We start from the raw sequence: 24,835 nt of genomic DNA, 5'->3' as shown, positions 1-24,835 counted from the left end.
CCCGGCATGTGCCGCGAGTCCCACGTTCAAGCCCCGCGAGTCCCACGTTCACACCGGGCGAGTCCCACCGTCCGACCCGGCCCGTAACGGCCCAATGTGACGTTCGGCTCGTTCTAGTGGCCGAACGTCACATTGGGCTCGGGAAGGCGCGCGGGCCGGGGGCTCAGCGGCGGCGGAACAGGGACTTCGGCAGCAGCCTGCCGCGCCAGGACATCGGCGCGTTGCGGTGCATGCTCTGGCGCAGCTCCTCGAAGGCCGGGCCCAGCGACGGGTCGGGGTCCTTGGTGCCGCTGTACCAGGACCGCTCCAGCACGCTGACCACGGTCCGCAGGCCGTCCCGGCCCTCGGCGTCGAGATGATGCTGGTGGGCGAGCTTCTGCGCGGCGGTCCGCGCGGTCTCGCTTTCCGGCACCGGCAGGCCGCGGTCCGCGCATTCGTCGAGCAGCTCGCGCCAGGCCGCGTCCGCGGCGTCCAGCCGGTGCGCGTTGATCGACTGCAGCCGCCGTCGCCTGCCGACCTCCCTGATCGCGGCCGGCCCGGCCGCGATCACCAGCACCAGCACGAGCACCAGCGCGAACCAGCCGGACCACAGCCACGCGGCGAAACCGACCGCGGCGATCCACAGCGCACCGGCCGCCAGCGGCAGCCAGCCGGTCACCGCCGGGCCCGGCGGTTCCAGCGGGACGTGCCGGTCCGGTCGCCCGTCCTCGGCGCCGATGCCGCGCCGTCTGTTCGCGGTCCGGCGGCTCAGCACAACCGCCGCGATGCTGAGGGCCACCGCGAGCAGCACCGCGATGATCGCGGCCACCTGCACCCAGCCCGGGCTCGCGGAGTCCTGCTCCTGGCCCGGTGGCAGCGCGTTCGGGTCGGCGCTCGGCTCCAGCGCCCCGCCGGTGGGCTCCGGACGGCTGGAGGATGCGCTCGGCACGTTCTCGCCGGAGTTCTCCGAGCTGCCGCTGATGTCGGTGTCCGGGCGCAGGTACGGCGGGATGTAGCCGCGGCCGTCGGAGCGGGGGGTCGGGTCGAAGCTGACCCAGCCGCGGTCGCCGAAGTAGACCTCGACCCAGGCGTGCGCGTCCTGCGAGGTGATGGTCCGGTAGTCCGCGGTGGGGAAGCCGTTGGTGAAGCCGACCGCGACCCTGGACGGGATGCCGAGCACCCGCAGCATCACGCCCATCGAGGAGGCGAACTGCTCGCAGAAGCCGCGCTTGCCGTTGAGCAGGAAGTCGGCCAGCGCGTCCGAGTCGCCCGCCTTCGCGGTCTGCGTGTCGTAGGTGAAGCCGTTCTGCGCGGTGAAGTACTGCCACAGCGCGGTGGCCTTGTCGAAGTTGTTGCTCTTGTTCTGGGTCAGCTGCCTGGTCAGGTCCACCACCCGGGGGTCGACCTGGTCCACCCTGCTGTAGCCGGGGGAGACGTCGGCGGGGTCGACCTTCGCCGCGCGCAGCTCGTCCTTGGTGGGCTCGGCGAGCGACGCGGACTCGGTGTAGGGCGGAACCCGCTGCTTGCGCTCGCTGAACACCGCACCGCTGCTCTGGTCGTAGAACCAGCCGTTGGCCACGTTGCGCAGCGACCGCGGCGATCCGTACACCGGCATCCAGACGTCCACCCAGTTCACCGGCTCGATCTGGATCTCCCGTGACGCGCCGACCCCGGTGTCGCCGGGGGCGGCCGGCAGCGGCCGGTTGGCCGGCACGCCGGCCGGCATCGGCGCGTCGGGCAGGCCCCAGCCCTTGTTCGGCCGGTAGGTGTCCAGGGTGAAGGCCCGCAGCAGGCGTTTGTCCTCGCCCAGGCCGCGCACCCGGAACAGCTCCACGTTGGAGCCCTGGTCGAGCATGCCGCGCAGCGAGGTGAACGGGTTGACGCCGAGCCCGCCGGGGCCGCTGCCCTGACCGCCGGGGCCGCTGCCGGGCAACCTGCCCACGGTGCCGACCGCGGTGAGCGTGCCGCCCGCGACCAGGCCGAGCACCAGTGCCGCGGCGACCACGCCGACCGGGGTGGAGGCCGAGCTGGGTGAGCCGCCGAGGCCGGGCGCCTCCCGGTTGCGCCAGCGGCGGTGCCGGTGGTTGCCGTCCACCGCGAGCAGCCCGGCGAAAGCACCGGCGCCGAGCAGGAAGGTCCACCAGGGCAGCATCCCGTCGGACAGCGAGGCGGGCACCGCGTAGACGCACAGCAGCACCAGGCCGGTGGCCGCGGGCGCCGCGGCGGCTACCGCGAGGGTGTCGATGATCACCGCGACCAGCCCGATCGCGATGGTGACCAGGCAGAGGATCGGGGAGCTGGGCTCCACCGGCGGCAGGCCGGTCTGGATCTGCTGGAAGGCGGCCTGCAGCACCTGGCTCAGCTCGGAGAAGGCGGCCGGGCCGGGCAGGATCGCCAGTATCCCGCTGCGGGTGAACACGCCGGTGACCAGGAAGGTCAGCACGAGCACCTGGGCCAGCCCGACCAGCGGGGTCGGCGTGCGGACCGACCGCAGCGCCAGCCCGGTGCAGCCGACCAGGATGGTCGCGACGAGGACGTAGCCGAGCCAGGCCCAGCCGGCTACGACCCCGGTCAGCGAGGTTGCCGCGCAGACGGTGGCGAAGCCGGCGGCGACCGGGGCGAGCACCGAGCTGCTCCAGGCGGTCGGCATCCTGGCCGGAGGCTGCTGCGGAGAATCCGGCCGCGGTGGCTGTGCGGTGCCCGTCTTCGGCGGGGCGGTCACAGCACGCCGCCGATCAGCGTGCCGCGGCCAGCGGCGCTGCGGCACAGCTCGGCCCACACCTGCGGCATCGGGGTGTCCGGGGCGGCGACGACCACGCCCCAGCCCGCCGCGCGCAGCAGCTCGGCCGACTCCTCGGTGGCCGCGGCCCGGTGCTCCGGCGCGCTCAGGCCACCGGACCAGGCCGGGGTGTCGAGCAGGACCGCGAGGCTGCGGATGCCGCGCGGGCGGAACCGGGCCAGCTCGTGCACGGTCTCGTTGCTCACGGTGCCGAGGATGGCGATCAGCTCCTGTCCCTCGGCCGGGTCGTGGCCGGTGGTGACGTCGCGCTGGTGCGCTGGTTGCAGGGCGGCCAGCGCGTCCAGGATCAAGTTGTCGTAGTGCTCGCCGCCCTCGCCGGGGGCGTCGGCCAGCGCCTTGCCGTGCTCGCTGACCAGCCGCACCCGGTGCCCGGAGCGGCGCAGGTGCACGCAGACGCTGGCGGCGAAGGACACCGCCCACTCCAGGCTGGCGGCCGGGCCGGTGCCGTGGTGCGCCGCCGCGCGATGGTCCAGCAGCACCGTGGTGCCGCCCCGCCACGGGCGTTCCTCGACCCGCACCATCATCTCGTCGCGGCGCGCGGTGGACCGCCAGTGCACCTTGCGCAGGTCGTCGCCCTGGCGGTACTGGCGGACGATCACGTCGGACTCGCCCTGGCCGGCGTGCAGCCGGATGCTGCCGTCGTCGCCGGCGCCGATCCCGGCCCCGCTGGGCAGGCCCCACAGGCCGACCACCTTCGGCACCACGATCAGCCGGGAATGCGCGATCAGCTCGCGTTCGAACTCGCACAGGCCGAACGGATCGGTGATGGTCGCGCGGAGCGGGCCGACCTGCTGGATGCCGCGCAGCACCGGCTGGACCGGGTAGCGCAGGGAAACCGCGCGGTCGTGCGGCAGCCGTTCCACCACGAACCGGGGCCGCGCGCCGAGCGCGTACGGCACTCCGTCCTCGAGCAGCACCTCGCCGGCGGGCAGCCGTCCGCTGCGCCACAGGTCGAGCTGCACCTCGCCGGGCGAGCCGACCGAGACGCGGCCGGGCAGCATGCGCCTCGCCGCGCCGATGCGAACCTTGGTGGCGCCGATGAACAGGGCGACCAGCAACGGCAGCGCGATCACGAAAACGGCCACCCGCAACAGGTCCCGCTCGTTGAGGATCACCGAACAGGCCGCGGCGGCCACCCCAGCCGCGAGCAGGCACCGGCCGCGAGTGGTGAGGCCGGACAGCGAGCGCAACATCGCAGCCGCTACCGGCGGCTCTGCCCGTTGGCCTGGCCGCCGTGACCGGCCGGGCCGGTGCTGCCCTGCGGCACCGGCACCCGGTGCAGCACGGCGCGAACCACGTCGGTGGCCGACCGGCGGGCCGCATGCGCCTCGGTGGTCAGCACCAGCCGGTGCGCCAGTACCGGCACCGCGACGGCGTGCAGGTCGTCCGGCACCACGAAGTCGCGGCCGGACAGCGCGGCCTGGGCGCGGGCGGCCCGGACGAACTGGAGGGTGGCACGAGGTGAGGCGCCGAGCCTGATCTCCGGCACCTGCCGGGTGGCTGCGGCCAGCTCCACCGCGTACTTGCGGATCTCGGGGGACATGTGCACGGCGCGCACCGCGTTCACCAGCCGCCGCACGGTGGACCCGTCCGACACCGGCTCCAGCTCTGCCAGGGGGTTGTGCCCGGCGTGCTCGTCCACCATGGCCAGCTCGGCCTTCGGGTCCGGGTAGCCGATGGACACCCGGATGGTGAACCGGTCGCGCTGCGCCTCCGGCAGCGCGTAGGTGCCTTCCATCTCGATCGGGTTCTGGGTGGCGATCACCATGAACGGGTCTTCGAGGTGGTAGGTGGTGGTGTCCACGGTGACCTGCTGCTCTTCCATGCACTCGAGCAGAGCGGATTGGGTCTTCGGCGAGGCGCGGTTGATCTCGTCGCCGACCACGATGTTGGCGAACACCGGGCCGGGCCGGAACTCGAACTCGTTGGTCTGCCGGTTGAAGATGGACACCCCGGTGACGTCGCTGGGCAGCAGGTCCGGGGTGAACTGGATCCGGCTCACCGTGCAGTCGATGGACCTGGCGAGCGCCTTGGCCAGCGAGGTCTTGCCGACCCCCGGCACGTCCTCGACCAGGAGGTGGCCCTCGGCGAGCAGGGTCACCAGCGCCATCCGCACCACGTCCGGCTTGCCGACCAGCACGCGCTCCACGTTGGCCGCGATGCGCCTGGCGGTGTCGTGCAGCTCGTCGAGGGACGCCGCCGCGTCCGGCGCCGTCCCGCGCGAGCCGGCGCCGGACGGGTAGTACGGCGTCTGCTCGGTCGCCTGCGCGCCGGCGTGTTCGCCGGCTACTGCAGACTGCGTCCTCGACGTCACTCGACCTCCTGTGGCGAAGCCCTGAATCCGGGCGCGGGGTGAGCACCCTGGAGTTGTTTTGCCGTCCGCGCGGCGGTAAGCCTGCCACGAAGTGTGTCAAACTCTGGCGAACTCGGTGAGAGAACCCCGCGATCACTCGGAGCGACGACCTTCCGCTACGCCATGTGGGGGACGTAATCCCAGTTCGGCCCGGGTCCTCCCGTTCACCCGGGGTTCTGTCGTATGCTCCGGTACGGATTCGGTCGGCTACGGAGAGGTGCGGCGGGCGATGACCGGAGGCAGCACGGGTATCAAGGTGGACGCGAAGGCGTTCGCAGTGGCTCCTGAGCTGGCCGCCGACGCGTTCAAGCAGATCAGCCAGCTGCAGGACGTGGTGGGTGAGATGGTCCGGTATGCCAAGGTGCTTGGCCGGACCGTGCCGCTCGGCGGTGGCTATGCCGAGGAGATCGGGAAGTTCATGGCCGAGTACGGAGTCGGCTCCCGCGGTTCCGCGGTGGAGTCACTGACCGAGTTCGGCAGAGAGCTGGAACGGCTCAAGCAGAACATCGCCAAGGCGTTGCGGCGCTACCAGGCCTCGGACGAGGACGCCACCGACGGCGTCGAATGCACCGGTGGCTGATCGATGACGAGGTCTGCACGCCTGCTGTCCGGTGCGGCGGGCCTGGCGCTGCTCGCCGGTTGCGGTGCCGCCGCGCAGGACGCCCCGCCGGAGAACGCCCAGCCGGAGGCGTCCCTGCAGGTGTCCACCCCGCCGCCCGCCTCGTCCAGTCCGGCCCCGGCGTCGCCGACCGCGCTGTCCTCGCTGCGGCCCTGCGACCTGCTGTCTACAGTGGACCGTTCGACGGCCGGGCTGCCGGCGCTGGGGGAGGAGAAGGCGATCGGCCAGGCGCGGGCCTGCGACTGGACCGCACCGGGCACCTTCGGCCTGACCGTCACCCTGGACGACAAGTCCGGAGTGACCGACCTGAAGGTCGACAAGGGCACCCGGAAGAAGGTCACCATCGGCGAGCGCCCGGCGTACAAGGTCGCCGATCGGCAGGCCAAAGACGGCACCTGCGCGGTGCTGCTCGGCGCCGGCGACTCGGCCAGTGTCCAGGTGGACGTGAACAACGCGAGCTTCAGCGACACCGACCTGGCCTGCGAGCGGGCCACCACGGTGGCGAAGCTGATCGAACCGAAACTGCCCTGAAACCGGATCTGAAACGGGACCGTGGATGAGCCAGCGAGAGGTGCCCGCCACCAGCAGGCGGTATGAGTCCTACTCCCACGAGGCGATGAAGGCCGAGGTGGAGTCCGGCAACGACCCGGCGGCCAGCGGCGAGATCGGCGAGCAGTGGGCCGGCCTCGGTGCCAGGCTCCGCGAGTCCGCTCAGGCGCTGACCAACATCTCGACGCGCAGCGAAGAGGACTGGAAGGGCAGCGGCGGGGAGGCGATGCGCGAGCTGCTGGCCGCCGCCGCGGGCTGGTCCGGCCGCGCCACCGAGGTCTCCTTCGCGCTGGCCGACTCGGTCGGGCAGCAGGCCGGGGTCGCGGCCAGGGCCAAGGCCGAGATGCCGGAGCCGGTGCCCTACGACCCGGCCCAGCTGATCAGGGAGGCGGCGGCCAGCGGCAAGCTGCTGTGGCTGTCCGGTCTTGCCGACACGATGGCCGCGCGCCGGGACGAGGCGGAGGCGGCCAGGGCCAAGGCGGTGGACGTGCTCAACGCCAGGGACGCGGCACTGCGGGCCGCCGCGCCGAGCGAGTCCTTCGACCCGCCGCCGGCGCTGGGCTCGTCTTGATCCGCGTCTCGGCCTCCGCGTTCGACATCCTCTGCCAGGACCTCGGGCACCGGGTGCCGCCGGGGCCGCTGCTGGTGCGCAGCGTCGGTTCGACCGAGCAGGAGCGGGTGGAGATCCGGGAGTCGGTCTACGACAACCTCGCCGAGCGCGGGCTGGTCACCGGCGGGACCTTGGACAATGTGCTCGCGGAACGGCTGGAAACCCTTGCCACCGCGACGGTCTACGTCGAATGCGAAGCGATGACGGACCTGACCGCCGAGTCGCCGCTGCGCGCGGTGGCGGCGGCCAGGGGCAGGCGCGCGGTACTGGCCGCGCAGCCGAGCAAGACCATCGGACTGTCCGCGATCCGGGACGGTGAGCTGTACTCCGCCGTGGTCGGCCTGCTGCCGGAGCTGGAGCCGGGGCCGGGTTACGGGGTCAGCCTGCCCGCCGCGGTGCTGAACGGAGCGGTGGAAGACCCGGTGTTCGGCGGCGAAAACACTGGAAACGGTGGAGGTGCTGCGGGTGCCGGCTCCGGGACCTATGAGAAGCAGCTGCGTGAAGTGCTGGCCATCCAGGCGCGGCCGGTGCTCGGCGCCGGCCAGTTCTCGGTGCGGGTGCGTGACCAGGAAGGCAGGCTCCGGCGGGCCGGGGGAGTCAGCTGGTTCGTCACCGACGTCGGCGCCTACCTCGGCACGGTCGAGGAAGGCAGGGGCGGCCGGGACTGGGTGAGCGTCGCCCCGGTGGACAGCCCGAAGCTGGCGGCCAGGCTGGCCGACATCGCCGCGGAAGCCTGACCCTCCGCAACTCCCCACTGTTCCCCCCACCGTCCCCCCACCGTCCCCCACGAGCGGGCCTCCAGTGCCCCACGAAGCCCCACAGTGGCCGTCCAAAGTGGCTGAGTCGGACTTTTCGGGCGGTGAAACGGTTCCCGAAACCCCCGACGTGGGGGATGTTGGGTGGCGTCCCCCACCTCCACCCCACTTCCACCCACGGCGCTTACCTGCGTAAACGCCGGGAACTTCGCCCGTAAGGGCAGTCATTCCCGGTTGACCGTGGTGAAAAGTGGGGTACGGTGGTGGCCAGTGGGGCAGAAGGGAGCCCCGTGGCCGACCTCAGTGGGATCACCGGGTTCGGTAGGGAGGTGGGCCGTGTTCCTCGGTACCCACACCCCGAAGCTGGACGACAAAGGGCGGCTCACGCTGCCCGCGAAGTTCCGGGACGCGCTGGCAGGTGGGCTGATGGTCACCAAAGGTCAAGATCACTGCCTGTACGTCTTCCCGCGCGACGAGTTCGAGCAGATGGCCCGCAAGGTGGCCGAGGCCCCGTTCACGAACGAGGCCGTCCGCGCCTACCAGCGGTACCTGTTCGCCGGAACCGACGAACAGCGACCGGACGGCCAGGGACGCGTCCCGATCGCTCCGGAGCTCCGCCGCTACGCGGGGCTGAACAAGGAGTGCGTGGTGATCGGTGCGATCACCAGGCTGGAGATCTGGGACGCCCAGGCGTGGCAGGGCTACCTGGAAGAACACGAAGACAGCTACGCGAAAGCTCAAGAAGAGGTATTGCCGGGCGTCTTCTAGACGAACGGCCGAGGCGTACCCACGCCGTCGGGGGGCGGGGGTCCCCCTGCGGTCGTGGTGGAAGACGGGTGTGGGAGACGCCCGGTGGCGGATGCCGTGAGGCCTCTGTCCGCTCATTGGCCCTGGTGCACCTTCCCCGGCACCAGGTTCGCAGCGGGCGGGCGGGGACCTGACGGCATCCGCCTACCTCCATCCGGAGGTCGAACGGAGGGAAAGGGGGTGTGGTCGTGGCAGGCGAAACCGCGCATGTGCCGGTGTTGCTCGATCGTGTGCTGGACCTGTTCGCCCCCGCGCTCGCCGACCGCCGGGCGGTACTGGTGGACGCGACCCTCGGCCTCGGCGGCCACGCCGACGCGCTGCTCTCCGCGCATCCCGAGCTGAACCTGATCGGTCTGGACCGCGACCAGGAGGCGCTGGCCCGTTCGGCGCGCAGGCTGGAGCGGCACGGTGACCGGGTGCGCCTGGTACACGCGGTGTACCACCAGCTTCCCGAGGTGCTCGTCGACTTAGGACTGTCCCGTGTGGACGGAATCCTGTTCGACCTCGGCGTCTCGTCGATGCAGCTGGACCTGACCGAGCGCGGGTTCGCCTATGCCAGGGACTCCCCGCTGGACATGCGGATGGACCCGACCACCGGGCAGACCGCGGCGGACGTGCTGAACACCTATCCGGTGGGCGACCTGATCCGCATCCTGCGGGACTACGGCGAGGAGCGGTTCGCCCCGCGGATCGCCAAGGCCATCGCGGCGGAACGGGAGAAGCGGCCGTTCGAGCAGAGTGCCCGGCTGGTCGAGCTGCTCTACAGCGCGGTGCCGGCGGCCAGCCGGCGCACCGGCGGGCATCCGGCCAAGCGCACCTTCCAGGCCCTGCGCATCGAGGTCAACCGCGAGCTGGACGTGCTGCGCGACGCGATACCCGCTGCGCTCGGCGCGCTGGCCGTCGGCGGCCGGATCGTCGTGGAGTCCTACCAGTCGCTGGAGGACCGGGTGGTCAAGCAGGCCATCGCGGAACTCGCGAAATCCCGGACGCCGGAAGGGCTTCCGGTGGAACTGCCCGGACACGGGCCGGAGCTGAAACTGCTGACCCGTGGCGCCGAGAAGGCCGGGGACGCGGAGATCGAACAGAACCCGCGCGCCGCCTCGGTGCGGCTGCGTGCGGCCGAGCGAATCGGAGAGGCGGCGAAATGACTGCTCCCACTAGGGCCAGTAAGGCCGGCGCGCAGCAGGGCGCCACCCGGCAGCGGACCAGGGCGGCCGCCACCACGACCGAGGAGATACCGGCCCCGCCGCGGCCGCGGCGGGGAGCCGGCGAGGCTTCGCGTGGCCGGACCACCGCGGCCGAGCGGGCCTACAAGCGGCGCGCGCAACGCGCCGAACTGCTGCAGCGCAGTGCGGTGGCCGAGCCGCAGCGGGCCAGGCAGCGCGCCACCACCAAGCTCGGCCTGCGCTGGCCCCGTTCGCGCGCCTCGTTCGTGCTGATCATGATGGGGCTGCTGGCCGTCGGCGTGGCCACCACGCTACTGCTGTCCACTCAGGCGATTGCCGACTCCTACCGGCTGGAGAGCATCCGGCAGGACAACGCAGGTCTCGCCGAACGCGCCGAGCAGCTGCAGCGCGACGTCACCAAGCAGGAGTCGGCCTCTTCGCTGGCGCAGAAGGCCAAGGAGCTCGGCATGGTGCCGGGCGGCGACCCGGCGCGCATCGTGGTGAACCCGGACGGCAGCACCACCGTGGTGGGCGAGCCGAAGAAGGCGACCGTGCCGGCGGCTCCCGCGCCGGCCACCCCGCCGCCGGCGGAGCCACCGGCGCACGCGCCGATCGAGGGTGACGCGCCGGCCGTCCCGGCGCCGGACGCGCAGGCGCAGGCCGCACCGGAGGGACAGCAGCCGGACCAGGCCGGAGGCCAGTGATGGCGGGAAACCAGGGCAGGCAGAACGGGCGGGCCAGGCCGGTCAGGCCCACGGCCACCCCGGGCCGGGGCGGCCGTCCCGAGGCACGCCGGCGCACCTACACCGCCGGCGTGCGCCGCGCGATGGGCAAGCCGAAGGGCGGCACCAGCCAGAGCCGGTTCACCGTGGTCCGGGTGCTGCTGGTCGGCGTGCTCTGCGTGGCCGTGGTGAAGCTGGTGGACGTGCAGGGCTTCCGCGCCGAGGCGCTCTCGGCAAGGGCCGAGCAGCAGCGCACCACCACACTGGAGATCCCGGCTCAGCGTGGGTCCATTGTGGACCGCAACGGGGCGAAGCTGGCGTTCAGCGTGGAGACCCGCACGCTGTCGGTGAACCTGCGGCTAATGCGCAAGCAATGGGACGAGTACGCGCTGAAGAACCCGACCAAGGGGCAGAACTTCGAGACCAGGGCGGCCGCGGCGGCGAAGTTCATCGCCGCCAAGCTGCCCGACAAGACCACCGAGCGGGACCTGCTGGAGCGCTTCCACAAGCAGCAGGACTTCACCTTCCTGGTGGACAACGTGGAGCCCTCGCTGGCCGAGGAGATCACCGGCAAGACCAACTTCCCGGAGATCAAAGCGGAAAAGCGCGCCGTGCGGGAGTACCCCGGCGGAACGCTCGCCTCGAACGTCGTCGGCTTCGCCAACTGGCGGATGGACGACCCGGACACCTCCAAGCACAACCTGCACGGCCTGGCCGGGCTGGAGAGCACCAGGGACAACGACCTCGCCGGGATGCCGGGGCGCCGCCTGGTGGACACCGAGCAGGGCAACACCAGCGTGGTGATCCCCGGTACCGAGCGCGACCTGCAGCCCGCCACCGCGGGGTCGGACCTGGAGCTGACCATCGACTCCGACCTGCAGTACGACCTGCAGAGCAGGCTGGCCGACTACGTGCAGAAGTCGCACGCCAAGGGCGGCAGCGCGGTGATCATGGACAGCAAGACCGGGCAGGTCTACGCGCTGGCCAACGACAAGACCTTCGACCCGAACGACCCGGCCTCGCGCACCCCGGAGCTGATGAGCAACCGCGCGGTGTCGAACCCGTTCGAGCCCGGTTCGGTGAACAAGGTGGTCACCGCGACCGCCGCGATCGACTCCGGCGTCGCCACCCCGGAGTCCACCCTGCAGGTGCCCGGTTCGCTGCGGGTCGCCGACCACACGGTCAAGGACGCCTGGGAGCACGGGACGCAGAACTTCACCACGGCCGGCATCTTCGGCAAGTCCTCCAACGTCGGCACCCTGCTGCTGGCGCAAAAGGTCGGCGAGGAGAAATACGCGGACCTGCTGAAGAAGTTCGGTCTTGGCCAGCGCACCGGGATCGGCCTGTCCGGGGAGAGCCCCGGCTCGGTGCCGCCGCGCAACCAGTGGTCCGGCACCACCTTCGGCAACCTGCCGATCGGGCAGGGGCTTTCCATGACCGTGGTGCAGATGGCCGGGATGTACCAGGCCATCGCCAACAACGGCCTGCGGGTGGAGCCGAGGATCATCCAGGCGAAGGTCAACCCGGACGGCACCAAGGTGCCCGAGCCGGCGCCGAAGACCACCCAGGTGGTCAGCCCGCAGACCGCGAACACGGTGAAGGACATGATGCGCGCGGTGGCGCAGAAGGGTAAAGGCCAGAACAGCGGCACCGCACCCACCGCCGCGCTGGAGGGCTACCAGATCTCCGGCAAGACCGGCACCGGCCAGCAGGTGGACCCGAAGACCAAGGCGTACAGCAACTCGCTGTACAACATCACCTTCGCCGGGATGCTGCCCGCGGACAACCCTCGATTCGTGGTCGGCATCAGGCTGGACGCACCGGACACCACCCTGCCGGCGGGGCACTCGGCGGCGCCGCTGTTCCACGACATCGCGTCCTACCTGGCGCAGCGCTACCAGATCCCGCTGTCCGACAGCCCGTCGCCGGTGGTGCCGCTGGTGGTCGACTAGCGAGCCCCCTGGTTGGTTACTTTCCTCCGCGGGTCCCGCGCCGGTTTTCACTCGGCGCGGGGCCCTGTTTCGTCATCCCGTGCGGCCGCGGCTCGGACCAGGGGATGAGCCGGTAGTTCGGCCTCCGGACTGACGTTTTGCCGCCCGGTTCCCGGCACGCTTCCTCCTGTGCGGATACGGAGGGAGAACTCATGATCGAGGCGTCTGGCCTCACCAAGAGGTATGGCAAGACGGTGGCGGTGAACAATTTGTCGTTCAACGTCGAGGCGGGTCGGGTGACGGGGTTTCTGGGGCCGAATGGTGCTGGGAAGTCGACGACGATGCGGATGATCTTGGGGTTGGACAATCCGTCGGCGGGGCAGGTGCGGATCGGGGGGAAGCGGTATCACGAGTTGAAGCAGCCGTTGCGGACGGTGGGGGCGTTGTTGGATGCGAAGTGGGTGCATCCGAACCGGTCGGCGCGGTCGCATCTGGCGTGGATGGCGAAGTCGAACAAGTTGCCTGCTCGTCGGGTGGATGAGGTGTTGGAGACGGTGGGGCTGTCGAATGTGGCCTCGAAGCGGGCGGGTGGTTTTTCTCTGGGGATGTCGCAGCGGTTGGGGATCGCGGCGGCGTTGTTGGGGGATCCGGAGGTGCTGCTGTTCGATGAGCCGGTGAACGGTTTGGATCCGGAGGGGATTTTGTGGATCCGGAAGTTCATGCACCGGTTGGCGGATGAGGGGCGGACGGTGTTCGTGTCGTCGCATTTGCTCTCGGAGATGGCGTTGACGGCGACGCAGTTGGTGGTGATCGGGCGGGGGCAGTTGATTTCGCAGTCGTCGACGAAGGATTTCGTGGCGCGGGCGGCGGAGAACACGGTGAAGGTGCGCAGTCCCCAGCTCGACCAGCTCCGCGGCGCGCTGGTGGCCTACGACGTGCGGCTGAGCGAGGACAGCGAGGACCGCGCGGCCCTGCTGGTGTCCGGTTTGGACAGTGCGGAGATCGGTGTGCTGGCTGCCCGCGACGGCATCGTGCTGCACGAGCTGAGCCCGCAGACCGGCTCGCTGGAGCAGGCGTTCATGCAGATCACCGGCGACTCGGTGGAGTACCGGACCGGCGCTCCGGTCCAGTACTCCGTTGCCTGAACCGCCGCCTGAAACCGCCCCTACCTGAGGATTCGAGAAGAAGATGACTTTGCTCGCGATGGAACGGATCAAACTGTTCAGCACCAGGTCACCGTGGTGGTGCGCGCTGGTGATGGTGCTGGTCACGGTCGCCTTCGGCACCCTGATGACGTTGGGTGCGGTGGACAACGGCCGGCCGCCGACGGTGGCGGGCACGCAGGCCGGGTACAACTTCGGGCTGCCGGTGGTGATGGTGCTGGCTGCGCTCGCGGTGACCACCGAGTATCGCTTCGGCACCATCCGGACCACCTTCCAGGCGGTGCCCGGCCGCACCGGCGCGCTGGCCGCCAAGACCGTGGTGGTCGCCCTGCTCGCACTGGTGCTCGGTGAGCTCGCCGCGTTCGGCTCGTGGGCCGTTGGCATCCTGCTGGTGCCCGCCGCCGAACGGCCCGGCCTGGCACTGGACAGCTCCGCCGACTGGGTCAACGTGGCCGGGGTCGGTGTGGTCGCGGCCTTCGCCGCGGTGATCGCGGTGGCGGTCGGGGTGCTGATCCGGCACAGCGCCGGCGCGCTGGTGCTGCTGCTGATGTACTCGCTGCTCGGCGAGGACCTGATCGGCGAGATCCCCGGCGCCGGGCCGGCGATCGTGAAATGGCTGCCGTTCACCGTGGCGGACCGGTTCCTCACCGGTGACGGCGCGTCGAACGCGGGGCAGGACGGCGGGTTCGGCCCGGTGCTGTCCGCGACCCCGCTGAGCCAGGCCGGGGCGCTGGCTTACTTCGCCGCGTTCGCGTTGCTGCTGCTCGGTGCCGCCATCACCGTGGCGAACAAGCGCGACGCGTAAGCAGCGAAGGCCACCTTGCCTGCATTGAACGCAGGCAAGGTGGCCTTCGCTGCTTTCCGCGCGAGGGTGGGGAACTCCTTAGCATGGGGGATGGAGGGTGGGCGACTTGCCCCACCGGCTGCCGCGTCCACAGTGGCCCGCCGGTAACCTTCCCGGCTGTGTCTGTCAACAACGATGGGCCCGCCACATCCCGGGGGCAGGTCCCGGACAGCCCGGTGAAGGCCCACTTGGCGCCGCCGAGACCAGCGCGGATCGAACCCGTCCCGCTCACCACGCTGGTCGCGCGCGCCGACGCCAGGCTCATCCCGGATCGTGACGGAGCCGAAACCGCGATCACCGGCGCCACCCTGCGCGCCCAGCACGTCCTGCCAGGAGATCTGTTCGCCGCCCTGCCGGGGGCCAGGGCGCACGGCGCGGACTTCGCGGACGCGGCGATCTCCGCCGGCGCTTCGGCGGTGCTCACCGACGAGGCCGGCGCGGACCGTCCGGCGTTGCGCGACGCGGACATCCCGGTGCTGGTGCATCCCGATCCGAGGGCGGTGCTCGGTTCGGTGGCCGCCTGGATCTACGGCGAGCCTTCGCTGAAGCTCGCCGTGCTCGGGGTGACCGGCACGTCCGGCAAGACCACCACGGCCTACCTGATCGACGCCGGGCTGCGGGCCGCGGGGCACACCACCGGCCTGATCGGCACCGTGGAGACCCGGATCGCCGGTGAGCGGCTGGCCAGCGCGTTCACCACCCCGGAGGCGCCGGACCTGCAGGCGCTGTTCGCGGTGATGGCCGAGCAGGGCGTCAGCCACGTGCCGATGGAGGTCTCCAGCCACGCGCTGGCGCTGGGCCGGGTCAACGGCACCCGGTTCGCGGTCGGCGCGTTCACCAACCTCTCCCAGGACCACCTGGACTTCCACCGCGACATGGAGGAGTACTTCGCCGCCAAGTCGCTGCTGTTCGACGGCCGGTCCACCACCGAGGTGGTGGTCGTGGACAGCGCGTGGGGGCAGGCGCTGGTCACCCCGCACACGGTGACCGTGTCCACCGAGCCTGGCACCGACGCGACCTGGACCGCCACCGACCTGGCCAGCACCGGCACCGGCGAGCAGTCCTTCGTGCTGCACGGCCCGGACGGGCTGAGCGCGGCCGCGACGCTGCCGCTGCCCGGCGCGTTCAACGTGGCCAACGCGCTGCTGGCGGCGGCGATCCTGGACACCGCCGGGGTGCGCGTCGAGCAGATCGCCGCCGGGCTGGCCGCGGTGGAGGTGCCGGGCCGGATGGAACGGGTCTACGTCGGCCAGGAGTTCACCGCGGTGGTCGACTACGCGCACAAGCCGGCCGCGGTGGCGCAGGCGCTCGACGCGCTGCGGGCCCGCGCCGAGGGCAGGGTGATCACCGTGCTCGGCTGCGGCGGCGACCGGGACACGGCCAAGCGGCCGATGATGGGCGAGGCCGCGGTGCGGCGCAGCGACGTGCTGATCGTGACCGACGACAACCCGCGTTCGGAGAATCCGGAGACGATCCGCCAGGCGATGCTGGCCGGCGCCAGGTCGGTCGGCCCGGCGATGGGCGGCGAGATCGTCGAGATCGGCGATCGGCGCGCCGCCATCAAGGAGGCCGTCGCCAGGGCGAAACCCGGTGACGTGGTGCTGATCGCGGGCAAGGGACACGAGACCGGGCAGGAGATCGAAGGCGTGGTGCACCCGTTTTCCGACCGGGACGAACTGGAAGCGGCGATCCGCTACCGGCGAGGGGTGGGCGCATGATTCCGCTGAGCCTGGCCGAGATCGCCGGCATCGTCGGCGGCAGGCTGCACGGCACTGACGGGGCCGCGCGGGTCACCGCCGGGATCGAGTTCGACTCGCGCGAGCTCGCTGCCGGCGGGCTGTTCCTCGCCCTGCCGGGGGAGCGGGTGGACGGGCACGACTTCGCCGCGCGGGCGGTCTCGCGCGGCGCGGTGGGCGTGCTGGCCGCGCGGGAGGTGGACGCGCCCGCGGTGATCGTGCCCCCGCTCGCCGAGGGCACGGCGAACGAGCGCGCGATGGTGCTCAGCGGCGACACCGACGGCTCCGGCGCGGCGGTGCTCGCCGCGCTCGCCAAGCTGGCCAGGCACGTGGTCACCGAGCTGTCCCGCGGCGAGCTGACCGTGGTCGGGGTGACCGGCTCCTCCGGCAAGACCTCCACCAAGGACCTGATCGCCCAGCTGCTCGAACCGCTCGGGCCCACGGTGGCCCCGCCCGGTTCGTTCAACAACGAGCTCGGCCACCCGTGGACCGCGCTGCGCGCCGACGAAGCCACCCGCCACCTGGTGCTGGAGCTCTCCGCCCGCGGGCCCGGTCATATCGCCGAGCTGGCCTCGGTGGCGCCGCCGCGGATCGGCGTGGTGCTCAACGTGGGCAGCGCGCACGTCGGCGAGTTCGGCTCCCGCGAGGGCATCGCGAAGGCCAAGGGCGAGCTGGTGGAGGCGCTGCCCGCCGCGGAGGACGGCGGGGTCGCCGTGCTCAACCTGGACGACCCGCTGGTCGCCGCCATGGCGAGCCGTACGCGGGCGCGGGTGGTCGGCGTGGGGGAGAACCCCGCCGCCGACGTCAGGGCCGAGAACATTCGCTTGGACGAGCAGGCGCGGCCGTCCTTCCGGCTGGTGACCCCGGCCGGGCAGGCCGAGGTCGCGCTGCCGCTGTTCGGTGAGCACCAGGTCGGCAACGCGCTCTCCGCGGCCGCGGTCGCACTGGAACTGGGTTCCTCGGTGGCCGAGGTCGCCGAGCGGCTTTCCGCCGTGCAGCGGCGTTCTGAGCGCCGGATGGACGTCACCACCCGGGCCGACGGGCTCACCGTGCTGAACGACTCCTACAACGCCAACCCCGAGTCGGTGCGGGCCGCGCTCAAGGCGCTCGCCTCGATGAGCAGGGACCGCCGCTCCTGGGCGGTCCTCGGTGTGATGGGCGAACTGGGTGCGGATAGCGTGAGCGCGCACGACGAGATCGGCCGCCTCGCGGTCCGGCTCAACATCGACAAGCTGGTGGTGGTCGGCGCCCAAGGCTCGGCCGCCGCACCGATTCATCAGGGCGCAAGCCACGAGGGTTCTTGGGGAGAGGAGTCGGTCCTGGTGCCCGACACCGACGCCGCGGTCGCCTTGCTGCGTGAGCAGCTGCGTCCTGGTGACGTTGTGCTGGTCAAGGCTTCCAAGGTCGCGCAGCTGTGGCGCGTGGCGGATGCGTTGCTGGGTGGTGAAGAGTGATCAAGATCCTGTTCGCGGCCCTCGGCGGGCTGGCGGTCTCCATCCTGCTCACCCCGTACCTGATCAAGGTGTTCTCCCGGCAGGGCTTCGGCCAGGAGATCCGCGAAGAAGGCCCGCAGGGGCACAAGTCCAAGCGCGGCACGCCGACCATGGGCGGCGTGGCGATCATCGTCGCCATGGTGTTCGGGTACTTCTTCGCGCACCTGATCACCTGGATGACCGGCTCCGGCGGCGGGCCGTCGGTGTCCGGGCTGCTGGTCCTGTTCCTGGCCGTGGCGCTGGGCGTGGTCGGTTTCCTGGACGACTTCATCAAGATCCGCAAGCAGCGCAACCTGGGGCTGAACAAGACCGCGAAGCTGGTCGGGCAGCTGGTGGTCGCGGTCGCGTTCGCGGTGCTGGTGCTGCAGTTCGCCAACGAGCGGGGGCTCACCCCGGCCTCGCAGAACCTGTCCTACGTGCGGGACCTGGCGCTGATCTACTTCCCGCTGCCGGTGTTCATCCTGTTCTGCTACGTGGTGATCTCCGGCTGGTCGAACGCGGTGAACTTCACCGACGGGCTGGACGGCCTCGCCGGCGGCGCGGCGGCGATGGTGCTGGCCACCTACGTGGTGATCTCCTTCTGGCAGGCGCGGCTGAGCTGCGCGGTGGCGCCGCAGGCCGCCTGCTACGACGTGCGGGACCCGCTGGACTTGGCGGTGGTGGCCGCCGCGGCCACCGGTGCCTGCGTCGGTTTCCTGTGGTGGAACGCGGCCCCGGCCAAGATCTTCATGGGGGACACCGGTTCGCTGGCCCTCGGCGGACTGGTCGCCGGGTTGTCCATGACCACCCGCACCGAGCTGCTGGCGATCGTGATCGGTGGCCTGTTCATGGTGGAGATGATCTCGGTGGTCGCCCAGATCGCGGTCTTCCGCACCACCCGGCGCCGGCTGTTCCGGATGGCGCCGTTCCACCACCACTTCGAGCTGGCCGGCTGGGCCGAGACGACGGTGATCATCCGGTTCTGGCTGATGTCGGCGATCTGCTGCATGTTCGGTCTCGGCCTGTTCTACAGCGAGCAGCTGACCGGCGCTGGAGGCTGAGCAGGTGGAGTTCGCTGGCCGTTCCGTCCTGGTCGCCGGCGCCGGGGTGACCGGCCGGTCCGTGGTCACCGCCCTGTGCGCGATGGGCGCCGCGGTCACCGTCACCGACGGCAACGCGGACCGGCTTGCCGAACTGGCCGGCCTCGGTGCCGAGCTGGTACCGGGGCTGACCGAGCCGCCCGCGGGCACATCGCTGGTGGTCACCAGCCCCGGCTGGCGGCCGACCGCACCGTTGCTGGTGGCCGCCGCCGAGGCCGGGGTCGAGGTGATCGGGGACGTGGAGCTGGCCTGGCGGGTCGGGCGGCGGCTGCCGGAACCGCCGGTCTGGCTCGCGGTGACCGGCACCAACGGCAAGACCACCACGGTCGGCATGCTGGAGGCGATCCTGCGCGCCGCCGGGCTGGACGCCGTCGCCTGCGGCAACGTCGGTTTCGCGGTGCTCGACGCGGTGCTGGCCGGGCACCGGGTGCTGGCGGTGGAGCTGTCCAGCTTCCAGCTGCACTGGTCGAGCACGCTCGCGCCGCGCGCGTCGGTGGTGCTCAACCTGGCCGAGGACCACATCGACTGGCACGGCTCGATGGCCGAGTACGCCGCGGCCAAGGGCAGGGTGCACGAGCGGTCCGAGGTGGTGGTGCGCAACCTCTCGGACGAGTGGTCCGGCCGGATCGCCGGTCAGCACGCCCCGGAAACCGCCCGGCACATCGGGTTCGGTCCGGACACCCCCCGGCCCGGTGAGCTGGGCGTGGTGGAGGACTTGTTGGTGGACCGCGCGTTCGTCGACGACCCGGAGCACCGCGCGGAGGAGCTCGCGGTGCTCGCCGACGTGCGCCCGCGCGGCCCGCACAACGTGGCCAACGCGCTGGCGGCCGCGGCGCTGGCCAGGGCCTGCGGCGTGCCCGCGGACGCGGTGGGCAAGGGCCTGCGCGACTATCGGCCGGTCGCGCACCGGGCGGAGGAGATCGCCGTGCTCGGCGGGGTCCGCTACGTGAACGACTCCAAGGCCACCAACCCGCACGCGGCGGCCGGTTCGCTCGGCGCGGACCCGAGCGTGGTGTGGATCGCGGGCGGCCAGCTCAAGGGCGCCTCGGTGGAGGAACTGGTGGCCTCGGTGGCCGGCAGGCTGCGCGGGGTCGTGCTACTCGGGGTGGATTCACCCGTGATCGCCGCCGCTCTTGCGCGACACGCGCCGGATGTACCGGTGCAACAGCTCCGTTCGGGTGACGATGAGCCCATGACTGCGGCGGTGCGAGCGGCCAGCGCGATGGCCCGGCCTGGTGACGTGGTGCTGCTCGCTCCCGCGGCAGCGTCGCTGGACATGTTCCGTGACTACGGGCAGCGCGGCGAAGCCTTCGCCGACGCCGTGCGGGCACTGGCGGCCGGGGAGTCCTCTGGTGACGGTGGTTGAGGAGCGGAACAAGAGCGAGCGCCCGCGTGCACGTACCCGGGGCCGGAAGCGGGGACGTCCCGAACGCGGCCTGACGGCGGTCCGCACCGCGCTGACCGCCTGGCTGTCCCGGCCGCTGGCCTCGTTCCACCTGGTGCTGGCGATCTGCGGGATGCTCACCGTGATCGGCGTGGTGATGGTGCTGTCCGCGTCCTCGGTGTCCTCGTTCAACGCGAACGGGTCCTCCGTCTACTCGCAGTTCAAGAAGCACCTGATGTTCGTCGGCCTCGGCGCGGTGGTCTTCTGGATCTCGCTGCGGCTGCCGCTGCAGCGGATCCGCCAGCTGTCCTCCACCGCGATGGTGGTCGGCCTCGGCCTGCTCGCGCTGGTGCTGAGCCCGCTGGGCACCAGCGTCAACGGCTCCAAGGGCTGGTTCGTGCTCGGCCCGCTTTCGCTGCAGCCGGTGGAGCTGGCCAAGGTGGCGCTGGCGCTGTGGGGCGCGCACATCCTGGTGACCAAGTACAACCTGCTGCACCAGTGGCGGCATCTGCTGGTGCCGGTGGTGCCGGCGGCGCTGCTGATGTTCGCGCTGGTGATGGCCCAGCCCGACCTCGGTGGCACGGTGACCCTCGGCGTGGTGCTGATCTCGCTGCTGTGGTTCGCCGGCGCGCCGAAGCGGCTGTTCGCGGTGATCCTCGGCGGGGCGGTCGCCGGTGCGGTGGTGCTCGCGCTGACCGCGGGCTACCGGCTGGACCGGGTGATGTCCTTCCTCGACCCGGAGAGCGACCCGCTCGGCAAGGGCCTGCAGGCCAACCAAGCGCTGTACGCGCTGGCCGACGGTGGTTTCCTTGGCAAGGGCCTCGGCCAGGGCCAGTCCAAGTGGAAGTACCTGCCGAACGTCCAGCACGACTTCATCTTCGCGCTGATCGGCGAGGAGCTCGGGTTCCTCGGCTGTGCCGCGGTGATCGGCCTGTTCGGCCTGCTCGCCGTGGTCGGGTTGCGGATCGCGACCCGCAACCTGGACCCGTGGATCCGGATCGTGGCCGGCACGCTCACCGTCTGGATGGTTGCCCAGGCGGCCATCAACATCGGCTACGTGGTCGGCATCCTGCCGGTCACCGGGGTGACCCTGCCGCTGATCTCGTACGGCGGCACGTCGCTGCTGGTCACCATGATGTTGTTCGGCATCCTGGCCAACTGCGCGCGGCACGAACCGGAGGCGGTGGCCGCACTGCGCACGCAGGGACCGGGTAAGTTCGGCCGTCTGATGCGGCTGCCGGCACCCGACCCGTATCGCCCGCCTTCGAAGCGGCGCGGTGGTGGTGCCGGACGCGCGACGACCCCGAAGGCCACCAGGCCGGCGGCTCGCAGCGCCCGGCCGGCGCAGGCAGCGGACCGCCGCCGGGCGGCACCCGACCACGGCAGGCGTTCGGCTTCGCGCGGCTCGGGGACACGAGGAAGTTCGACACGGAGAGGGAATTGGTGAGCGAGCCCGTTACGGGATCCGAACGAGCGGCGGCGACGACCGGGCCGACCGTGGTGGTCGCGGGTGGTGGCACCGCCGGACACATCGAGCCCGCGCTGGCACTGGCGGACGCGGTGCTGCGGCTGCGGCCGGACGCCTCGGTGATCGCGCTGGGCACCGCGCGCGGGCTGGAGAACAAGCTGGTGCCCGCCCGCGGTTACAGCCTGGAGCTGATCCCACCGGTGCCGATGCCCCGCAAGCCCACCGCAGAGCTGCTGCGGTTGCCGCTGAAGGTCCGCGACTCGGTCAAGCGCACCCGCGCGGTGCTCGACCGGGTGCACGCGGACGTGGTCGTCGGCTTCGGCGGTTATGTCGCGCTGCCCGCGTACCTGGCCGCCCGCGGCCGGGTGCCGATCGTGGTGCACGAGGCGAACAAGACCCCGGGGCTGGCGAACAAGGTCGGCGCGAGGTTCGCCAAGCGGGTCGGGGTCGCCGTGCCCGGCACCCCGCTGCCGGGCGCCGAGGTGGTCGGCATCCCGCTGCGGCGGTCGATCACCACCCTGGACCGGGCCGCGCTGCGGGCCGAGGCAAGGGCGCATTTCGGCCTCGACCCGGACGCGCCGACGCTGCTGGTGTTCGGCGGCTCGCAGGGAGCGCTGTCGATCAACTCAGCGCTTTCCGGGGCGGCCAAGGACTTCGCCGACGCGGGGATCGGCGTGCTGCACGCGCACGGCCCGAAGAACACCTTGGTGGTGCAGGACTTCCCCGGCCGGCCGGGCTATCTGCCGGTGCCGTACCTGGAGCGGATGGACCTGGCCTACGCGGCCGCCGACGTGGTGCTGTGCCGGTCCGGCGCGATGACCGCGGCCGAGGTGTCCGCGGTCGGCCTGCCCGCCATCTTCGTCCCGCTACCGCACGGCAACGGCGAGCAGGCGGTCAACGCCAGGCCCGCGGTGGACGCCGGTGCGGCGCTGATGGTGGACGACGCCGAGCTGAACCCGGCGAAGGTGGCCGAGCTGGTCGTGCCGCTGGTCCGCGACGCGGACCGGGTGCAGAGGATGAGCGAGGCCGCGGTCGGCCTCGGCCACCGCGAGGCGGACGAGGTACTGGCGAAGATGGTGCTGGAGGCGGCCGGAAAATGAGCAGCGAGCTGGAACTTCCCGAGCTGCTGACGCGGGCGCACCTGATCGGCATCGGCGGCGCTGGGATGAGCGGTATCGCGCGCATCCTGCTGGCCAGGGGCGCCCAGGTGTCCGGCTCGGACGCCAAGGACTCCAGGGCCTTCCTCACCCTGCGCGCGCAGGGCGCCAGGATCGAGATCGGGCAGCGCGCGGAGAACCTGGACTCCGCCGGGGGCGCGCCGTCCGCGGTGGTGGTGTCCACCGCGATCAAGGGCGACAACCCGGAGCTGGCGGCCGCCCGCGAGCGCGGTATCCCGGTGCTGCACCGGGCCGAGGCGCTGGCCGGGCTGATGGAGGGGCACCGGGTGGCCTGCATCGCCGGCACCCACGGCAAGACCTCCACCACGTCGATGCTCACCGTCGCACTGCAGCACTGCCGGCTCGACCCGTCCTTCGCGATCGGCGGCGACCTCAACGAGTCCGGCGCCAACGCGCACCACGGTGAAGGCGGCATCTTCGTCGCCGAAGCCGACGAGAGCGACGGCTCGTTCCTCATCTACTCGCCGTCGGTGGCGGTGGTGACGAACGTCGAGCCGGACCACCTGGACCACCACGGCACCGCGGAGGCCTACGTCGCGGTGTTCACCGAGTTCGCCAAGCGCATCCGGCCGGACGGGGTGCTGATCGTCTGCGCGGACGACGCCCCGGCCGCGGAACTGGCTGCGCGGGCGGAAGCTGACGGGGTGCGGGTGCGCCGCTACGGCCACTCGGTGACCGGCCACGACGACGCGAAGATCCTGTCCTACACCCCGTCCGGCGACGGCGGGGTGGTGCGGATCTCGTTGTCCGGCAAGGAGATCGACCTCAAGGTCGCGGTGCCGGGCGAGCACATGGCGGCGAACGCGGTGGCCGCGCTGCTGGCCGGGACGGAGCTCGGCGCACCGCTCGACGGGCTGGCCGACGGACTGGCCGCGTTCGGCGGGGTGCGCCGGCGGTTCGAGTTCAAGGGCCGCGCCGCCGGCGTGCGGGTGTACGACGACTACGCGCACCACCCGACCGAGGTGGCCGCGCAGCTGCACGCGGTGCGGCACGCCGCGGGGGACGGCCGGGTCGTGGTGATCTTCCAGCCGCACCTGTACTCGCGCACCAAACTGTTCGCCACCGAGTTCGCCGAGGCGCTGAGCCTGGCCGACGAGGTGGTCGTGCTGAACGTCTACGGCGCCCGCGAGGAACCGGAGCCCGGGGTGACCGGCGCGCTGATCGCCGAGCGGATCTCCGGCGCCACCGTGCACTACGAACCGGCGTTCGACCGGGTCGTGACCCTGGCCTGCGAGCTGGCCGAACCGGGCGACCTGCTGGTCACCATGGGCGCGGGCGACGTCACCCAGCTGGGCCCGGACGTGCTGGCCGAACTGGATCGCCGCAGCGGAACGGACTGAGCATGGCCGTGACCAGGCAGACCAGGCAGACGACGCAGACTCGCGGGGCCCGGCAGCGGCGCGACCGGGACGAGTCCGCACGCCGCCCTGCCCGGCGTGGCCCGGCCAGCAACCGCGGCCGCCGTCCCGCCGCCGCCCGGCAGCGCACCGGCACCCGGCCGACCCGGCGGAAGGCGATGCGGCGGCGGTGGATCGCGGTGCTCACCGTGCTCACCGTGGCGGGTGTGGGCTACCTGCTTTTCTTCACCTCGCTGCTCGGAGTGCGCCAGGTCGAGGTGCTGGGCGCGAAGGGCGTGCCGGTCGAGGACATCCGCACCGCCGCCGCGGTGCCGGACCGCCGCGCGATGCTCCGGCTGGACACCGACCAGATCCGGAACAGGGTGGTGGCGATGCCCGGTATCGCCACCGCGGACGTCTCCCGGTCCTGGCCGTCGACGCTCGAGATCACCGTCACCGAGCGCACCGCGATCGGGTTCTACGAGCTCGGCGACGGAATCCACCTGGTGGATGGTGAAGGGGTCGACTTCAAGACGGTCAAGGAGAACCCGGGTGGGCTGCCGCAGCTCAAGCTGACCAAGGTGGCCACCGACGACCCGAGCACCAGGGCGGTGACCGCGGTGCTGGCCACGATCCCGCCGCAGCTACGCGGCCAGGTCGCCGCCGCCGGTGCGGCCACGCCGGGCAGCGTGGAGCTGAACCTTTCCAACGGGAAGCTGGTGCGCTGGGGCAACGCCGCACAGGTGGACCGCAAGGCCAAGGTGCTGGCCGCCCTGTTGACCAGGGACGGCAAGACCTACGACGTCTCCAGCCCCGAACTCCCCACCGTCTCCTGAGCCGCCGGGCCGGGTCGTGAGTGAAA

General features: G+C 71.7%; 21 protein-coding genes. 18 read left to right on the top strand and 3 right to left on the bottom strand.

Features of this window, described 5'->3' with window-relative positions; genetic code table 11:
- Positions 1–163: 163 nt before the first annotated feature.
- The 3 genes from AMYNI_RS0143020 to AMYNI_RS0143010 form a co-directional block, all read right to left on the bottom strand.
- The gene (locus tag AMYNI_RS0143020; RefSeq protein WP_020674352.1) at positions 164–2,629 is read right to left on the bottom strand and encodes a transglutaminase TgpA family protein; all 2,466 of its coding nucleotides are present in this window, start codon (positions 2,627–2,629) and stop codon (positions 164–166) included.
- Between the two features lie 68 nt (positions 2,630–2,697).
- Entirely contained in the window at positions 2,698–3,972 is a 1,275-nt protein-coding gene (locus AMYNI_RS0143015) for a DUF58 domain-containing protein (RefSeq protein WP_020674351.1), read from the bottom strand.
- An 8-nt stretch (positions 3,973–3,980) separates the two neighbouring features.
- Positions 3,981–5,093: an AAA family ATPase gene (locus AMYNI_RS0143010; protein WP_020674350.1), complete on the bottom strand. Its 1,113-nt coding sequence runs from the start codon at positions 5,091–5,093 to the stop codon at positions 3,981–3,983.
- 268 nt (positions 5,094–5,361) lie between these two features.
- Here AMYNI_RS0143010 and AMYNI_RS0143005 point away from each other — a divergent pair, with 268 nt between their 5' ends.
- The 18 genes from AMYNI_RS0143005 (at position 5,362) to AMYNI_RS0142920 (ending at position 24,809) form a co-directional block, all read left to right on the top strand.
- Positions 5,362–5,712 (top strand): hypothetical protein, encoded by a 351-nt coding sequence (locus tag AMYNI_RS0143005; protein ID WP_020674349.1) that lies wholly within the window; start codon positions 5,362–5,364, stop codon positions 5,710–5,712.
- A gap of 3 nt (positions 5,713–5,715) precedes the next feature.
- Positions 5,716–6,282, top strand: a complete 567-nt coding sequence (locus AMYNI_RS0143000) for a DUF3558 family protein (RefSeq protein ID WP_020674348.1) — start codon at positions 5,716–5,718, stop codon at positions 6,280–6,282.
- A gap of 25 nt (positions 6,283–6,307) precedes the next feature.
- The gene (locus tag AMYNI_RS0142995) at positions 6,308–6,871 is read left to right on the top strand and encodes a hypothetical protein (protein WP_020674347.1); all 564 of its coding nucleotides are present in this window, start codon (positions 6,308–6,310) and stop codon (positions 6,869–6,871) included.
- Positions 6,868–7,647: an ESX secretion-associated protein EspG gene (locus tag AMYNI_RS0142990; RefSeq protein ID WP_020674346.1), complete on the top strand. Its 780-nt coding sequence runs from the start codon at positions 6,868–6,870 to the stop codon at positions 7,645–7,647. Before AMYNI_RS0142995 ends, AMYNI_RS0142990 begins: the two co-directional genes overlap by 4 nt.
- Positions 7,648–8,001: 354 nt before the next feature.
- The gene (gene mraZ / locus AMYNI_RS0142985; protein ID WP_020674345.1) at positions 8,002–8,433 is read left to right on the top strand and encodes a division/cell wall cluster transcriptional repressor MraZ; all 432 of its coding nucleotides are present in this window, start codon (positions 8,002–8,004) and stop codon (positions 8,431–8,433) included.
- A gap of 227 nt (positions 8,434–8,660) precedes the next feature.
- Positions 8,661–9,620: a 16S rRNA (cytosine(1402)-N(4))-methyltransferase RsmH gene (gene rsmH / locus AMYNI_RS0142980; protein ID WP_026361626.1), complete on the top strand. Its 960-nt coding sequence runs from the start codon at positions 8,661–8,663 to the stop codon at positions 9,618–9,620.
- A complete protein-coding gene (gene ftsL / locus AMYNI_RS0142975; protein ID WP_020674343.1) occupies positions 9,617–10,342 on the top strand; it encodes a cell division protein FtsL in 726 nt (241 codons plus the stop codon). Before rsmH ends, ftsL begins: the two co-directional genes overlap by 4 nt.
- The gene (locus AMYNI_RS0142970; RefSeq protein WP_020674342.1) at positions 10,342–12,312 is read left to right on the top strand and encodes a peptidoglycan D,D-transpeptidase FtsI family protein; all 1,971 of its coding nucleotides are present in this window, start codon (positions 10,342–10,344) and stop codon (positions 12,310–12,312) included. The genes ftsL and AMYNI_RS0142970 overlap by 1 nt, the downstream gene beginning before the upstream one ends.
- Before the next feature lie 191 nt (positions 12,313–12,503).
- Positions 12,504–13,436 carry an ABC transporter ATP-binding protein gene (locus AMYNI_RS0142965; RefSeq protein ID WP_020674341.1) on the top strand — a complete coding sequence of 311 codons (933 nt, stop codon included), beginning with the start codon at positions 12,504–12,506 and terminating at the stop codon, positions 13,434–13,436.
- Between the two features lie 43 nt (positions 13,437–13,479).
- A complete protein-coding gene (locus tag AMYNI_RS0142960) occupies positions 13,480–14,259 on the top strand; it encodes an ABC transporter permease (protein ID WP_020674340.1) in 780 nt (259 codons plus the stop codon).
- A 215-nt stretch (positions 14,260–14,474) separates the two neighbouring features.
- Positions 14,475–16,016 carry a UDP-N-acetylmuramoyl-L-alanyl-D-glutamate--2,6-diaminopimelate ligase gene (locus tag AMYNI_RS0142955; RefSeq protein ID WP_020674339.1) on the top strand — a complete coding sequence of 514 codons (1,542 nt, stop codon included), beginning with the start codon at positions 14,475–14,477 and terminating at the stop codon, positions 16,014–16,016.
- On the top strand, positions 16,013–17,488 hold the full coding sequence (locus AMYNI_RS0142950) for a UDP-N-acetylmuramoyl-tripeptide--D-alanyl-D-alanine ligase (protein WP_020674338.1): 1,476 nt from the start codon (positions 16,013–16,015) through the stop codon (positions 17,486–17,488). The genes AMYNI_RS0142955 and AMYNI_RS0142950 overlap by 4 nt, the downstream gene beginning before the upstream one ends.
- A complete protein-coding gene (mraY, locus tag AMYNI_RS0142945; RefSeq protein WP_020674337.1) occupies positions 17,485–18,567 on the top strand; it encodes a phospho-N-acetylmuramoyl-pentapeptide-transferase in 1,083 nt (360 codons plus the stop codon). Before AMYNI_RS0142950 ends, mraY begins: the two co-directional genes overlap by 4 nt.
- Before the next feature lie 4 nt (positions 18,568–18,571).
- A complete protein-coding gene (gene murD, locus AMYNI_RS0142940; RefSeq protein WP_020674336.1) occupies positions 18,572–19,972 on the top strand; it encodes a UDP-N-acetylmuramoyl-L-alanine--D-glutamate ligase in 1,401 nt (466 codons plus the stop codon).
- Complete coding sequence (gene ftsW, locus AMYNI_RS0142935) at positions 19,959–21,437, top strand: putative lipid II flippase FtsW (protein WP_020674335.1); 1,479 nt, start codon at positions 19,959–19,961, stop codon at positions 21,435–21,437. Before murD ends, ftsW begins: the two co-directional genes overlap by 14 nt.
- On the top strand, positions 21,434–22,558 hold the full coding sequence (gene murG, locus AMYNI_RS0142930; RefSeq protein WP_026361625.1) for an undecaprenyldiphospho-muramoylpentapeptide beta-N-acetylglucosaminyltransferase: 1,125 nt from the start codon (positions 21,434–21,436) through the stop codon (positions 22,556–22,558). The genes ftsW and murG overlap by 4 nt, the downstream gene beginning before the upstream one ends.
- Complete coding sequence (gene murC, locus AMYNI_RS0142925; protein WP_020674333.1) at positions 22,555–23,976, top strand: UDP-N-acetylmuramate--L-alanine ligase; 1,422 nt, start codon at positions 22,555–22,557, stop codon at positions 23,974–23,976. Before murG ends, murC begins: the two co-directional genes overlap by 4 nt.
- A gap of 2 nt (positions 23,977–23,978) precedes the next feature.
- Complete coding sequence (locus AMYNI_RS0142920; protein WP_020674332.1) at positions 23,979–24,809, top strand: cell division protein FtsQ/DivIB; 831 nt, start codon at positions 23,979–23,981, stop codon at positions 24,807–24,809.
- Positions 24,810–24,835 lie beyond the last annotated feature (26 nt).

The organism is Amycolatopsis nigrescens CSC17Ta-90 (assembly GCF_000384315.1).
GTDB lineage: Bacteria > Actinomycetota > Actinomycetes > Mycobacteriales > Pseudonocardiaceae > Amycolatopsis > Amycolatopsis nigrescens.
The sequence above is the reverse complement of the archived record's forward strand: the minus strand, read 5'-3'. Positions and strand labels throughout refer to the sequence as shown.

Coding starts and splice junctions, on each gene's coding strand:
- AMYNI_RS0142950 (WP_020674338.1), top strand. CDS start 16,013: ATGATTCCGCTGAGCCTGGCCGAGATCGCCGGCATCGTCGGCGGCAGG.
- AMYNI_RS0143020 (WP_020674352.1), bottom strand. CDS start 2,629: ATGCCGACCGCCTGGAGCAGCTCGGTGCTCGCCCCGGTCGCCGCCGGC.
- AMYNI_RS0142995 (WP_020674347.1), top strand. CDS start 6,308: ATGAGCCAGCGAGAGGTGCCCGCCACCAGCAGGCGGTATGAGTCCTAC.
- AMYNI_RS0143015 (WP_020674351.1), bottom strand. CDS start 3,972: ATGTTGCGCTCGCTGTCCGGCCTCACCACTCGCGGCCGGTGCCTGCTC.
- AMYNI_RS0142920 (WP_020674332.1), top strand. CDS start 23,979: ATGGCCGTGACCAGGCAGACCAGGCAGACGACGCAGACTCGCGGGGCC.
- AMYNI_RS0142960 (WP_020674340.1), top strand. CDS start 13,480: ATGACTTTGCTCGCGATGGAACGGATCAAACTGTTCAGCACCAGGTCA.
- AMYNI_RS0143005 (WP_020674349.1), top strand. CDS start 5,362: ATGACCGGAGGCAGCACGGGTATCAAGGTGGACGCGAAGGCGTTCGCA.
- murC (WP_020674333.1), top strand. CDS start 22,555: ATGAGCAGCGAGCTGGAACTTCCCGAGCTGCTGACGCGGGCGCACCTG.
- AMYNI_RS0142965 (WP_020674341.1), top strand. CDS start 12,504: ATGATCGAGGCGTCTGGCCTCACCAAGAGGTATGGCAAGACGGTGGCG.
- AMYNI_RS0142970 (WP_020674342.1), top strand. CDS start 10,342: ATGGCGGGAAACCAGGGCAGGCAGAACGGGCGGGCCAGGCCGGTCAGG.
- AMYNI_RS0143000 (WP_020674348.1), top strand. CDS start 5,716: ATGACGAGGTCTGCACGCCTGCTGTCCGGTGCGGCGGGCCTGGCGCTG.
- ftsL (WP_020674343.1), top strand. CDS start 9,617: ATGACTGCTCCCACTAGGGCCAGTAAGGCCGGCGCGCAGCAGGGCGCC.